The organism is Escherichia sp. MOD1-EC5433 (genome assembly GCF_002966005.1).
Taxonomy (GTDB): Bacteria; Pseudomonadota; Gammaproteobacteria; order Enterobacterales; family Enterobacteriaceae; genus Escherichia; species Escherichia ruysiae.
This window is the reverse complement of sequence record NZ_PTRL01000008.1, coordinates 103988-117287: the sequence shown is the minus strand read 5'-3', so window position 1 is coordinate 117287 and position 13300 is coordinate 103988. Positions and strand designations below refer to the sequence as shown.

Below are 13300 nucleotides of genomic sequence, written 5' to 3'. Positions count from 1 at the left end.
CGTTATGCAGTATGAAGATGAAAACGGCGTGAATGAACCGTCACGCCGACGTTTACTGAAAGGGATTGGCGCGCTGGCGCTGGCGGGGAGTTGCCCGGTCGCTCATGCAAAAAAAACGCAAAGTGCGCCGGGTACGCTTTCGTCGGATGCGCGCAATGAGAAACAGCCGTTTTATGGCGAACATCAGGCGGGGATTGTGACGCCACAGCAGGCCGCAATGATGCTGGTGGCGTTTGATGTACTTGCCAGTGATAAAGCCGATCTTGAGCGGTTGTTTCGCTTGTTGACTCAGCGTTTTGCTTTTCTGACTCAGGGCGGAACGGCACCAGAAACGCCAAATCCGCGCCTGCCGCCACTCGATTCCGGCATTCTCGGCGGCTACATTGCGCCTGATAATCTCACCATCACGTTGTCTGTTGGTCACTCGTTGTTTGATGAGCGGTTTGGCCTTGCGCCACAGATGCCGAAAAAGTTGCAGAAGATGACGCGTTTCCCCAACGACTCGCTTGATGCAGCGTTATGTCATGGAGATGTGTTGCTACAGATTTGCGCCAATACCCAGGACACGGTGATCCACGCGCTGCGCGATATCATTAAACACACGCCGGATTTGCTCAGCGTGCGCTGGAAGCGGGAAGGGTTTATTTCCGATCATGCGGCGCGTAGTAAAGGCAAAGAGACGCCGATTAATTTGCTGGGCTTTAAAGACGGCACTGCTAATCCCGACAGCCATAATGCGAAGTTGATGCAAAAAGTGGTGTGGGTCACGGCAGATCAGCAGGAACCTGCCTGGGCTATCGGTGGTAGCTACCAGGTGGTGCGGTTGATTCAGTTTCGGGTGGAATTTTGGGACAGAACGCCACTGAAAGAACAGCAGACGATTTTTGGGCGTGATAAGCAAACCGGTGCTCCGCTGGGAATGCAGCACGAGCATGATGTGCCCGATTACGCCAGCGATCCTGAAGGGAAGGTGATAGCACTGGATAGCCATATCCGGCTGGCGAATCCACGCACACCAGAGAGTGAGTCCAGCCTGATGTTGCGCCGTGGCTACAGTTATTCACTGGGCGTCACCAACTCCGGGCAACTGGATATGGGGCTACTGTTCGTTTGCTACCAACACGATCTGGAAAAGGGCTTCCTGACAGTACAAAAAAGGCTGAACGGCGAGGCGCTGGAGGAATACGTTAAACCTATCGGTGGCGGTTATTTCTTTGCGTTGCCAGGGGTGAAGGACGCGAACGATTATCTCGGAAGCGCATTATTGCGGGTTTAATGTTTTTAGGCGGATAGGCGTTTACGCCGCATCCGACGTTCGTGCGCTGATGCCTGATGTGATGCTGGCGCATCTCATCAGGCCTACAATCGGTGTAGGATCGGTAGGCAGGATAAGGCGTTACGCCGCATCCGACGTTCGTGCGCTGGTGCCTGATGCGATGCTGGCGCATCTTATCAGTTCTACAATCGGTGCCGGATCGGTAGGCAGGATAAGGCGTTTACGCCGCATCCGGCAAGCGCAAGGCACATTTTACCAGCACCGCGAATCCTGCTGAAAGCACACAGCTTTTTCCATCACTGTCATCACTCTGTCATCTTTCCAGTAGAAACTAATGTCATTAAAATGGTGTTTTATGGTTAAATATAAGTAAATTTATTGTTGCAATAAAGGCAAAAACTGTTGTACTTATTAAGTAACAGCGGTAGTTCCCGGCAGTGATAGTCAGTCACTATGGAGATCGCGGATGGTAACGTCCTGTACTGGACAATGTTTTGTTAAGCAACGCTTCACCACTCGCGGAGAGTTCTCCTCCGGTAGTCATCTCGTCACTCTGTATTTTTACCCACTTCCTTTCTTTATTCGTGTTACCGACGCCTTTAACGGTGCGCGTAGCCGTTTTCGGTGTTATCTCCAAAAGCAAACTATGGCTTACAAGGAAGCCAACCCTCTGATGTTCGTGCGCATAATCGCGCTGCCAACGGCGCGTGTGATGAATACAAACAACTCAAGGTGCTCTCCATGGGAAGACAAAAAGCAGTGATCAAAGCTCGTCGCGAGGCAAAACGTGTGCTGAGACGGGATTCGCGCAGCCATAAACAGCGTGAAGAAGAATCGGTCACCTCGCTTGTGCAGATGAGCGGCGTAGAAGCCATTGGCATGGCTCGCGACAGTCGCGATACCTCGCCAATCCTCGCGCGAAATGAAGCGCAATTGCACTATCTGAAGGCTATTGAGAGTAAGCAACTGATATTCGCCACGGGCGAAGCCGGGTGTGGTAAAACCTGGATCAGTGCGGCAAAAGCGGCAGAAGCCCTGATACATAAGGATGTCGACAGAATTATCGTCACCCGTCCGGTTCTGCAAGCTGATGAAGATCTTGGCTTCTTACCTGGAGATATCGCAGAAAAGTTTGCTCCTTATTTTCGTCCGGTCTACGACGTGCTGGTTCGGCGGTTGGGCGCTTCCTTTATGCAATACTGCCTGCGACCGGAGATAGGGAAGGTCGAAATCGCGCCGTTCGCCTATATGCGTGGACGTACCTTTGAAAATGCAGTCGTCATCCTTGATGAGGCGCAGAATGTGACTGCCGCGCAAATGAAAATGTTTTTAACCCGCCTCGGGGAAAACGTGACGGTTATTGTTAACGGAGATATTACACAGTGCGATTTACCTCGCGGTGTGCGCTCCGGATTAAGTGACGCGCTGGAACGTTTCGAAGAAGATGAAATGGTCGGGATTGTCCGATTCGGTAAAGAGGATTGCGTACGTTCGGCACTTTGCCAACGTACGCTACATGCCTATAGTTGAGATTTTTAATGGTACAGAGCCCTGGCGTGGAGTGCACCCCAAAAGTTGGACACTCAGCTGAGTAAGGTGCAGTCCACTTTCATACGAGCTCTTCTCAAAATATGGCGGTGAGGGGGGGATTGACTCGCTTCACTCGCCCTGCGGGCAGCCCACTCACTGCGTTCGCGGACTGTCCAACTGGCTGTCGCCAGTTGACGAACCCCGGTCGGGGTTTCTCATCCCCCCGGTGTTGTGCAATATGCGAAAAAAAAGCCCGTACTTACGTACGGGCTCTTCTTAAAAGATGGCGGTGAGGGGGGGATTCGAACCCCCGATACGTTGCCGTATACACACTTTCCAGGCGTGCTCCTTCAGCCACTCGGACACCTCACCAAATTGTCGTTCCTGTCTTGCTGGAACGGGCGCTAATTTAGGGAAATCACGGCCTGAGGTCAACAAACTTTTTAAAAAAATAGCGCGTTTATTCAAACTTCAATCAATCTGCAACTTTAATAAGCAAAGTTTGCTTTTTTTACCACCAGCAGTGGATTTGTTATGCTGAGGAGCTTTGTAGATCATAATGATAAGCGCGGGTAAATTCCGCAAAACCGCTTTCGGGAGTCAGTATGGATATCATTTTTTATCATCCTGTGTTCGATACCGCCTGGTGGATTGATGCGCTGGGTAAAGCTATTCCTCAGGCCAGAGTCAGAGCATGGAAAACCGGTGATAATCATCCTGCGGATTATGCTTTGGTCTGGCATCCACCTGTTGAAATGCTGGCAGGTCGTGATCTTAAGGCCGTGTTCGCGTTGGGTGCCGGCGTTGATTCGATTTTGAGTAAATTACAGACGTACCCTGAAATGCTGAAACCGTCTATTCCACTTTTTCGCCTGGAAGATACGGGGATGGGCGAGCAAATGCAGGAATATGCTGTCAGTCAGGTGCTCCATTGGTTCAGACGTTTTGACGATTATCGAGCGCAGCAAAATGCTTCGCTTTGGCAACCTCTGCCTGAGTATCAACGGGAAGATTTTACTATCGGCATCCTGGGGGCTGGCGTATTGGGCAGTAAAGTCGCACAGAGCTTGCAGATCTGGCGTTTTCCGCTGCGTTGCTGGAGTCGTAGCCATAAAAGCTGGCCCGGCGTACAAAGTTTTGCCGGAACTGAAGAGTTAGGCAAATTTTTGAGCCAATGCCGTGTATTAATTAATTTATTACCGAATACGCCTGAAACCGTCGGCATCATTAATCAACAATTATTAGAAAAATTACCGGATGGCGCATATCTCCTCAACCTGGCGCGTGGCGTTCATGTGGTGGAAGATGACCTGCTCGCGGCGCTGGATAGCGGTAAAGTTAAAGCGGCGATGCTGGATGTTTTTAATCGTGAACCTTTACCGCCGGAAAGCCCGCTCTGGCAACATCCACGCGTGACAATAACACCACATGTCGCAGCCATTACCCGACCCGTTGAAGCAGTGGAGTACATTGCACACGCCATTACACAACTCGAAAAAGGGAAGACGGTCAGCGGACAAGTCGACCGTGTACGAGGCTACTAATAAACCATACGGATTCCTGCTATCCTTGGCGGGAATTGAATACAGGAGAGAGTTATGTATCCCGTCGACCTTCATATGCATACCGTTGCCAGTACACATGCATATAGCACATTAAGTGATTACATTGCCCAGGCCAAACAGAAAGGCATTAAACTTTTTGCGATCACCGATCATGGCCCTGATATGGAAGATGCACCGCATCACTGGCACTTTATTAATATGCGTATCTGGCCGCGAGTCGTCGATGGGGTGGGGATCCTGCGTGGCATCGAAGCCAATATCAAAAATATTGATGGTGAAATTGATTGCAGCGGCAAAATGTTTGACTCGCTGGATCTGATTATTGCTGGTTTTCATGAACCGGTTTTTGCGCCGCATGATGAAGCTACGAATACTCAGGCCATGATTGCCGCGATGGCGAGTGGGCATGTGCACGTGGTTAGCCATCCCGGAAATCCACGATATCCAATTGATTTTAAAGCTGTTGCTGAAGCTGCTGCTAAGTATCAGGTGGCGCTGGAAATCAATAACTCCTCATTCTTACATTCGCGTAAGGGCAGTGAAGATAACTGCCGTGCGGTTGCCGCTGCGGTGCGCGATGCCGGAGGTTGGGTCGCGTTAGGATCGGATTCTCATACCGCTTTTACCATGGGCGATTTTGAAGAATGCCGCAAGATCCTCGACGCAGTGGATTTTCCGGAAGAGAGAATATTGAATGTTTCGCCACGCCGTTTGCTGAATTTCCTTGAATCTCGCGGTATGGCGCCGATTGCGGAATTTGCTGATCTTTAATTGCTATTAACGGAAATAAATTAATGAACGAGTTTTCTATCCTGTGTCGTGTGCTGGGTTCGCTCTATTACCGTCAACCGCAGGATCCTTTACTGGTTCCGCTGTTTACCTTAATTCGTGAAGGGAAACTGGCGGCGAACTGGCCGCTGGAACAGGATGAATTGCTGGCGCGTTTGCAGAAAAGCTGTGATATGGCGCAAGTTTCTGCCGATTACAATGCATTATTCGTCGGTGATGAATGCGCAGTTTCACCTTATCGCAGCACCTGGGTTGAGGGAGCCACAGAAGCGGAAATCCGTACTTTCCTTTCTGAACGCGGGATGCCGTTAGCGGATACGCCAGCCGATCACATCGGTACTTTGCTGCTGGCCGCTTCCTGGCTGGAAGATCAGTCAACAGAGGATGAAAGCGAAGCTCTGGAAACACTGTTTAGCGAGTACTTGTTGCCCTGGTGCGGCGCATTTCTCGGAAAAGTAGAGGCTCATGCGACTACACCGTTCTGGCGCACCATGGCACCACTGACCCGCGATGCAATCAGCGCAATGTGGGATGAACTTGAGGAAGAATCAGAGGAGTAAATGTGATCGGAATCACTCATTACTGCAATCTATATATAGCTGTTGCATAAAATGTGTGCTCGATCTCATTCATAGTCGCGTTTTCTGCTATTATGCGCGGCATGAACATACTTCTCTCTATTGCAATCACAACAGGCATTCTCTCCGGTATCTGGGGCTGGGTGGCTGTTTCCCTTGGCTTACTTAGCTGGGCAGGTTTCCTGGGCTGCACGGCCTACTTTGCCTGTCCGCAAGGTGGGCTAAAAGGGCTGGCTATTTCCGCTGCAACACTGCTTAGCGGCGTGGTGTGGGCGATGGTTATTATTTACGGCAGTTCTCTGGCACCACATCTGGAAATTCTCGGTTATGTCATAACCGGTATTGTCGCTTTTCTGATGTGTATTCAGGCGAAACAGGTGTTGTTGTCGTTTGTTCCGGGGACGTTTATTGGTGCATGTGCGACGTTTGCCGGGCAAGGGAACTGGAAGCTGGTGCTACCTTCGCTGGCGCTTGGGCTGGTGTTTGGTTACGCAATGAAAAACAGCGGTCTTTGGCTGGCGGCGCGCAGTGCTAAGTCCGCTCACCGTGAGCAACAAGTCAAAAATAAAGCGTGAGGAGCACTCACGCTTTATATTGAATCATCAAGGGCCGGAATTAACTCCGGCTTTTTTATGTATCAGGATTCCGGTGGTACTGATAAGTGACGGTATTTCACCAGAATGTCATTCTGCCGCTCTGATTTATTCTGCAAATCCCACAAGCCACGGTCGATGCCGTCGTTAATCAGGAAGATAACGCCTGTTTCGATGGCGGACATTAGACAGAGCATAACCGGTTCGTTAGAGGTATAACCCACTTCCCCTTCCAGTAACCGCTGGTAGTCAATAAAGCGGAAGACACCCGCCTGGACTTCATACGAAAGGATCGTCTTACTGGTGTTCACCGAAGAGAGGATCTCACCGGTACTTACATTGACGACGCGCAGGTTCACTGCAATCTGATCAAGTTGGTATTGCGTATCTGCACCAATACCAAAATATCTCGCCCCAACACCGCCCGATTTGACGTTACTTTCATAACCAATAATAGAGCCTTCAACCATGATATTGGCTGCGGTCAACGATTGAAGCGGGATTCGGTTGTTTACCGCGACAGTGCCGTTTTCCTGTGCCGCACGAATAATCTTGCGTTCGTTGAGCAGGTTTTGTAGGCCCTGACGTTCCAGCGGTATAAACCAGCGAGAATCTTTCAATGCCGTGACCAGCATCGCGGTGGCGCTTTGCGGAACAGCAGTGGAGAAGTTACTCGCCGGGTAGGGTTTAAATTGCCCGGTTTCGTCCTGAATGTTGTATACCGAAACAAAGATCTTACCTGTTGGCGCTGGCAGGTGGGTCAAATCTTTGTAGCTCTGGGCACGAGGCATTAATGTCGGTCTGGCGGCTTCTTTAGGTGGGGCGGTTAAGCATCCGCTCAGCAACATGACGGCAACCAAAACAAATAAGCGCTGCATGATTATTTTCCTTATGAAGCTGGGGCTTAAAAATCGGTTGAGTTATTTTGTAAACCCGAAACCTGGATGGTCGAGGTTTGTCCTGTCTTGCGATCCGTCACATTCAACTGCAATTGACCATCGCGGTTGGCAATATCAACAATATATTCATTGGTCACCATTCTTCCTGGCTGACCCGTATTAATATTTGTCAGCAACCCACCTAAAATTTGGGACTGGATGGCTTGAGTAAAGTTATCTAACGCTGATGGCGTTTCAATACCAAAGTCATCGTCATAGCTCGGATCTTTATACGAGTTCTGCGCCTGGGCACTATTTAATAAAAAAGCACCGTTATTCGGGTTACCACCAAAGTTTGGATTGCGGAACTGGAAAGTCATATTTCCTGCCCAACTTAATGGTGAAATAAGCATGAGTAGAACTACTGCATGTTTGACACGCATTGCAGCCTCCGAACAAATTTTTATTTAAAATTCATCATGCGCCAAATCGCCCGTACTCAATAACGCCTGATTTATCTGGCGACGATTTAGTGCTTCTTCAGTTTGAATCAGTGCAAAGACAACAGTTTTCTCGAAGTCTCTTTTCAATGGGAATAAAAATGTCTGGAAAATAACGTCCTGATTCACCGTTATTGTGATCCAGCTTCCCCATCGTGCACTGGGTCTTTCATTAATTGTTAAGTTACCGGTGTAGTCACTTTCCCATTTATCACTAAAGGCACGGTAAAAATCATGGCCAATAGAGGAAACGGTATGGTCAGTTAACAATCCCGGTACTTCTACTTCAACGGCGTGAACATTTCCCGCAGCGAAGAGAAGTTCTACTGCTACAATCCAGCATAAATAACGTTTCATGGCTTTATCGCCTGAGGTTATCGTTTGCCCATGAGACCGCTTGTGTTCGGTTTTTAACTGCTATCTTTTTGAAAAGATTATAAAGATGCGTTTTTACCGTGTTTTCGCTGATGAACAGCGAACGAGCAATCTCGTTATTGGAGGCGCCGATACGCAGCTTATTAAGGATCTCTTTTTCCCTATGAGTAAGGAGGGCTGATTCCGTGCTGTTATAACGATAGTTACCGGAATGTGTAATCAAGTAACTGGCAAGCTTTTGCGTAAAGTAGCATTCACCACGTAAGACGCCTTGCAACCCATTGACTACGCGTTCTTGATCCTCCATGGCGTAAAAAACACCATTGATATGCGGCCAGTTTTCAATGTCGCGGTACGGGTAATCATCTGGAGTATTTAACAACAGCGTTTTAATGTTGTTGTGTTTTCTGCTTAATGTATCCTGCCAGTAATGAATGAGCTTTTTATCTGCTTCCATCATATCCAACAGAATAATGCAGCCAGAAGATATATCGTCCAGAGAACGTTGAATATTATGCAGTTTTCCTGTGATTGCCAGCGATTGTTTTAAATGCTGCAATAACGCGGTCGCCTGCAAAGAAGGTTTAGTGATCAACAGTAATGTATGACCATGAATACTATGGACTTCATTAAACATGATGAAACCCCGCTTTTTTTATTAATCGCACACCTGACAGCTGCCTTTATAAAATAGAGGCACCAGAAGTACTGACAGATGTTGCACTGCTGTGTGTAGTAATAAATCAACCCTAAATGGGTAAAATATAAAACTAATGGATTACATCTGATTTCAATCTAGCCATTACAAATCTTAAATCAAGTGTTAAACGTGTAACAAAATGTAATCTGGAATTTTAAAATGTTAACAAGGTGTGGTTATGGAGTTTAGAGTTGATAGAAAAGTTGTACATATTGCTTTTATTGCACAATTTTAAAAAGTCATACAAATGAAGCTAAGTCTATAATTATGCATATAAAAATTATTTCCACATAGTTCTTTTGTCGTGTGAAAATTTCTTACTTTCGCTGATGTTGCCCTTGGACAAATTTTTGCCGTAAAAAGACGATGTTTGTCACGGCTTGTCAAACAGACATATCGACGTAATCTTCGCGAACCATGAAGGAAGGCTGACTGTTGATTTTTTGCTGTCAAAAAACGGTACTTTAAAAGAAAACAAAATAATTTTTGCGTAAATAACAGCGTATTTGCGGGAGTTTTAATACTTTGGTATGAACAAAAAAAGCAAAATACAACGCGCGGGTGAGTTATTAAAAATATTTCCGCAGACATACTTTCCATCGTAACGCAGCGTTAACAAAAAACGGTTTGCGTTAACAACCAAGTTGAAATGATTTAATTTCTTAAATGTACGACCAGGTCCAGGGTGACAACATGAAAAACAAATTGTTATTTGTGATGTTAACAATACTGGGTGCGCCTGGGATTGCAGCCGCAGCAGGTTATGATTTAGCTAATTCAGAATATAACTTAGCGGTAAATGAATTGAGTAAGTCTTCATTTAATCAGGCAGCCATAGTTGGTCAAGCTGGTACTAATAATAGTGCACAGTTACGGCAGGGAGGCTCAAAACTTTTGTCGGTTGTTTCGCAAGAAGGTAATAGCAACCGGGCAAAGATTGACCAGACAGGAGATTATAACCTTGCATATATTGATCAGGCGGGCAATGCCAACGATGCCAGTATTTCGCAAGGCGCATATGGTAATACTGCAATGATTATCCAGAAAGGTTCTGGTAATAAAGCAAATATTACGCAGCATGGTACTCAAAAAACGGCAATTGTAGTGCAGAGACAGTCGCAAATGGCTATTCGCGTGACACAACGTTAATTTCCATTCGACTTTTAAATCAATCCGATGGGGGTTTTACATGAAACTTTTAAAAGTAGCAGCAATTGCAGCAATCGTATTCTCCGGTAGCGCTCTGGCAGGTTCTATTCCTCAGTACGGCGGTGGCGGCGGTAACCACGGTGGTGGTGGCAATAACAGCGGCCCGAATTCAGAGCTGAATATTTACCAGTACGGTGGCGGTAACTCTGCTGTTGCATTGCAGGCTGATGCCCGCAACTCTGATCTGACTATTACCCAGCACGGCGGCGGTAACGGTGCAGACGTTGGACAAGGTTCTGATGACAGCTCAATTGAACTGACCCAGCGTGGCTTCGGTAACAGCGCCACTCTTGATCAGTGGAACGGTAAAAACTCTGAAATGACTGTTAAACAGTTCGGTGGTGGCAACGGTGCAGCAGTTGACCAGACTGCATCTAACTCCAGCGTCAACGTAACTCAGGTTGGCTTTGGTAACAACGCGACCGCTCATCAGTACTAATACAGAATTTGTATGACAGAAACAGGGCGTAAGCCCTGTTTTTTTTCGGGAGAATAGTATGAACGCGTTATTACTTCTCGCGGCGCTTTCCAGCCAGATAACCTTTAATACAACTCAGCAAGGTGACATGTACACCATTATTCCTGAAGTTACTCTGACGCAATCATGCTTGTGCCGGGTTCAGATATTGTCACTACGCGAAGGCAGTTCGGGACAAAGTCAGACGAAGCAAGAAAAGACCCTTTCATTACCCGCTAATCAACCCATTGCCTTGACGAAGTTGAGTTTAAATATTTCCCCGGACGATCGGGTGAAAATAGTTGTTACGGTTTCTGATGGACAGTCACTTCATTTATCACAACAATGGCCGCCCTCTTCAGGAAAGTCTTAATGTATTGATAGTTGAGCATAAAACGAGCCGGAAGAGAACGGTCTGATGCGAATCGACCAACCTGAAAGCATGGATAACCCCCTCAAGGATGATTAATCATTGAGGAAACAGAATAGATGTTCAGACCGTTGTTAAACTCCCTTATGCTCGGCAGCCTGGTTTTTCCTTTCTTTGCAACAGCGGAAAACAATGCGCAAGGTGGCGTGATTCATTTTTATGGTCAAATTGTGGAACCCGCGTGTGACGTGATGCAAACGCCAGTTGAAATGACTTGTATGCAAAATGGTCCAGTACAGAGCAAAACGTATTCCAGCAAAGAGCTAATGAGTGGCAAAGTTAAAAATGCGCAAATTGCCTCAGTAAAAGTGCAGTATCTTGATGAGCAGAAAAAGCTGGCTGTGATGAACATCGAATATAACTAAGTTTCTGAACTACTCACGCTACTGACAAGAAAAATGCGATTTACCTAAAAACACTGCTGTACACTTAAGAAACAAGAGGGTGTAAGGAGGCGTTATGAAATCGCGTATTCATGTTGTGCAGGGTGATATTACTAAACTAGCCGTTGATGTTATTGTTAATGCGGCTAATCCGTCACTAATGGGGGGCGGCGGCGTTGATGGCGCTATTCATCGCGCAGCCGGCCCGGCGTTGCTGGATGCCTGTTTGAAAGTTCGCCAGCAACAGGGCGATTGCCCCACAGGACATGCAGTGATTACTCTTGCGGGCGATCTCCCTGCCAAAGCTGTTGTGCATACCGTTGGGCCTGTCTGGCGCGGTGGCGAACAAAACGAAGACCAGTTATTGCAGGATGCCTATCTCAATAGTCTACGACTGGTAGCGGCAAACGGCTATGCGACAGTGGCTTTTCCTGCCATCAGTACCGGCGTTTATGGCTACCCGCGTGCTGCAGCGGCTGAAATCGCAGTAAAAACCGTTTCAGAATTTATTACCCGTCACGCTTTGCCTGAGCAGGTATACTTTGTCTGTTATGATGCAGAAAATGCCCATCTCTACGAAAGACTCCTTACCCAACAAGGAGATGAATGATTTGCCCCGGCTGGCGAGCGCGGTGCTGCCGCTGTGCTCGCAACATCCTGGGCAGTGCGGCATTTTCCCCCTGGATAAAAGTCTGGATGCGTTCGCTGCACGATATCGTCTGGCAGAAATGGCGGAGCATACTCTGGATGTTCAGTATTACATCTGGCAGGACGATATGTCGGGGCGATTGCTATTTTCGGCTCTGTTAGCCGCAGCGAAGCGTGGCGTTCGCGTCCGTTTGTTGCTGGATGACAATAATACTCCCGGTCTTGATGATATTTTACGCTTGCTCGATAGTCACCCGCGTATTGAAGTTCGACTTTTTAATCCTTTCTCTTTCCGCCTGTTACGTCCGCTTGGTTATATCACCGATTTTTCCCGCCTCAATCGTCGTATGCACAATAAAAGTTTTACCATTGATGGTGTGGTGACGCTGGTGGGCGGGCGCAACGTTGGCGATGCCTATTTCGGCGCGGGAGAAGAGCCACTTTTTTCAGATTTAGATGTCCTGGCAATAGGGCCGGTTGTTGAGGACGTTGCCGATGATTTTGCCCGCTATTGGTATTGCAAATCAGTTTCACCGTTGCAGCAGGTGCTGGATGTTCCCGACGGCGAAATGGCTGACCGTATTGAGCTACCTGCGTCCTGGTACAACGACACTGAGACACATCGCTATTTGCGCCAAATGGAGTTAAGTCCATTTATAAATCAACTGGTTGACGGAACGTTGCCGCTTATCTGGGCAAGAACGCGTTTATTAAGTGATGATCCGGCAAAAGGGGAGGGCAAAGCAAAACGGCATTCCCTGTTACCGCAGCGCCTGTTCGATATCATGGGCTCACCCAGCGAACGTATTGATATTATCTCTTCCTATTTTGTGCCAACGCGCGCGGGAGTGGCGCAGCTTTTACGAATGGTGAGAAAAGGAGTCAGGATAGCCATCTTAACCAATTCACTTGCCGCTAACGATGTCGCTGTCGTTCATGCCGGGTATGCCCGCTGGCGCAAAAAGTTACTCCGCTATGGCGTGGAATTGTATGAACTGAAGCCGACGCGGGAACAGAGCGGCACGTTGCACGATCGCGGTATAACCGGTAATTCCGGCGCAAGCCTTCATGCCAAGACATTCAGTGTCGATGGCAAAATAGTGTTTATTGGCTCATTCAATTTCGATCCGCGTTCAACATTACTCAATACTGAAATGGGCTTCGTGATAGAGAGCGAAACGCTGGCACAATTAATCGATAAACGCTTTATTCAGAGCCAGTATGATGCGGCCTGGCAGCTCCGTCTGGATCGGTGGGGACGAATCAACTGGGTCGATCGCCATGGGAAGGAGGAAATTATCCTCAAAAAAGAACCCGCCACCAGTTTCTGGAAGCGGGTTATGGTCAGATTAGCGTCAATATTGCCCGTTGAATGGTTATTGTAAGTAT

The 13300-nt window shown here is 47.8% G+C and carries 16 protein-coding genes and 1 tRNA gene; 12 read left to right on the top strand and 5 right to left on the bottom strand.

The window, feature by feature from the left end:
* The first annotated feature begins 4 nt into the window (after nt 1-4).
* Both efeB and phoH read left to right on the top strand, forming a co-directional pair.
* Nucleotides 5-1276 carry an iron uptake transporter deferrochelatase/peroxidase subunit gene (gene efeB, locus C3D30_RS16540; protein WP_105287138.1) on the top strand — a complete coding sequence of 424 codons (1272 nt, stop codon included), beginning with the start codon at nt 5-7 and terminating at the stop codon, nt 1274-1276.
* Nucleotides 1277-2017: 741 nt separating this feature from the next.
* Nucleotides 2018-2806 carry a phosphate starvation-inducible protein PhoH gene (phoH, locus tag C3D30_RS16530; RefSeq protein WP_000533536.1) on the top strand — a complete coding sequence of 263 codons (789 nt, stop codon included), beginning with the start codon at nt 2018-2020 and terminating at the stop codon, nt 2804-2806.
* 284 nt (nt 2807-3090) lie between these two features.
* On the opposite strand, the gene C3D30_RS16525 is transcribed toward phoH, so the two are convergent.
* Nucleotides 3091-3178: transfer RNA gene (locus tag C3D30_RS16525), tRNA-Ser, on the bottom strand.
* Nucleotides 3179-3411: 233 nt separating this feature from the next.
* Between C3D30_RS16525 and ghrA the strand changes: the two genes are divergently transcribed.
* From ghrA to C3D30_RS16505, 4 genes are all read left to right on the top strand, one after another.
* Nucleotides 3412-4350 (top strand): glyoxylate/hydroxypyruvate reductase GhrA, encoded by a 939-nt coding sequence (gene ghrA / locus C3D30_RS16520; RefSeq protein ID WP_000351341.1) that lies wholly within the window; start codon nt 3412-3414, stop codon nt 4348-4350.
* 54 nt (nt 4351-4404) lie between these two features.
* Nucleotides 4405-5142, top strand: a complete 738-nt coding sequence (locus C3D30_RS16515; RefSeq protein WP_000283652.1) for a phosphatase — start codon at nt 4405-4407, stop codon at nt 5140-5142.
* Nucleotides 5143-5165: 23 nt separating this feature from the next.
* Nucleotides 5166-5720 carry a molecular chaperone YcdY gene (ycdY, locus tag C3D30_RS16510; protein ID WP_001001895.1) on the top strand — a complete coding sequence of 185 codons (555 nt, stop codon included), beginning with the start codon at nt 5166-5168 and terminating at the stop codon, nt 5718-5720.
* Between the two features lie 101 nt (nt 5721-5821).
* A complete protein-coding gene (locus tag C3D30_RS16505; RefSeq protein WP_105287168.1) occupies nt 5822-6313 on the top strand; it encodes a DUF1097 domain-containing protein in 492 nt (163 codons plus the stop codon).
* Nucleotides 6314-6375: 62 nt separating this feature from the next.
* Here C3D30_RS16505 and csgG read toward each other — a convergent pair whose 3' ends face one another.
* From csgG to csgD, 4 genes are read right to left on the bottom strand one after another with little or no spacing between them, the layout of a single operon-like run.
* On the bottom strand, nt 6376-7209 hold the full coding sequence (gene csgG / locus C3D30_RS16500) for a curli production assembly/transport protein CsgG (RefSeq protein WP_001189336.1): 834 nt from the start codon (nt 7207-7209) through the stop codon (nt 6376-6378).
* A 26-nt stretch (nt 7210-7235) separates the two neighbouring features.
* A complete protein-coding gene (gene csgF / locus C3D30_RS16495; RefSeq protein ID WP_001264079.1) occupies nt 7236-7652 on the bottom strand; it encodes a curli production assembly/transport protein CsgF in 417 nt (138 codons plus the stop codon).
* A 24-nt stretch (nt 7653-7676) separates the two neighbouring features.
* A complete protein-coding gene (gene csgE, locus C3D30_RS16490) occupies nt 7677-8066 on the bottom strand; it encodes a curli production assembly/transport protein CsgE (RefSeq protein WP_000833234.1) in 390 nt (129 codons plus the stop codon).
* A 4-nt stretch (nt 8067-8070) separates the two neighbouring features.
* On the bottom strand, nt 8071-8721 hold the full coding sequence (gene csgD / locus C3D30_RS16485) for a biofilm master transcriptional regulator CsgD (RefSeq protein WP_000481491.1): 651 nt from the start codon (nt 8719-8721) through the stop codon (nt 8071-8073).
* 756 nt (nt 8722-9477) lie between these two features.
* Between csgD and csgB the strand changes: the two genes are divergently transcribed.
* The 6 genes from csgB to clsC all read left to right on the top strand — a co-directional run bounded on the left by csgB (nt 9478) and on the right by clsC (nt 13296).
* The gene (csgB, locus tag C3D30_RS16475) at nt 9478-9933 is read left to right on the top strand and encodes a curli minor subunit CsgB (protein WP_010345644.1); all 456 of its coding nucleotides are present in this window, start codon (nt 9478-9480) and stop codon (nt 9931-9933) included.
* A gap of 40 nt (nt 9934-9973) precedes the next feature.
* Complete coding sequence (gene csgA / locus C3D30_RS16470; protein WP_000771421.1) at nt 9974-10432, top strand: curli major subunit CsgA; 459 nt, start codon at nt 9974-9976, stop codon at nt 10430-10432.
* A gap of 58 nt (nt 10433-10490) precedes the next feature.
* Nucleotides 10491-10823 carry a curli assembly chaperone CsgC gene (gene csgC, locus C3D30_RS16465; RefSeq protein WP_000992819.1) on the top strand — a complete coding sequence of 111 codons (333 nt, stop codon included), beginning with the start codon at nt 10491-10493 and terminating at the stop codon, nt 10821-10823.
* 116 nt (nt 10824-10939) lie between these two features.
* Nucleotides 10940-11245: a YmdA family protein gene (locus tag C3D30_RS16460; protein ID WP_000489600.1), complete on the top strand. Its 306-nt coding sequence runs from the start codon at nt 10940-10942 to the stop codon at nt 11243-11245.
* A gap of 94 nt (nt 11246-11339) precedes the next feature.
* The gene (ymdB, locus tag C3D30_RS16455; protein WP_000842234.1) at nt 11340-11873 is read left to right on the top strand and encodes an O-acetyl-ADP-ribose deacetylase; all 534 of its coding nucleotides are present in this window, start codon (nt 11340-11342) and stop codon (nt 11871-11873) included.
* Nucleotides 11815-13296 carry a cardiolipin synthase ClsC gene (gene clsC, locus C3D30_RS16450; protein WP_016231663.1) on the top strand — a complete coding sequence of 494 codons (1482 nt, stop codon included), beginning with the start codon at nt 11815-11817 and terminating at the stop codon, nt 13294-13296. The genes ymdB and clsC overlap by 59 nt, the downstream gene beginning before the upstream one ends.
* The last annotated feature ends 4 nt before the right edge of the window (nt 13297-13300 follow it).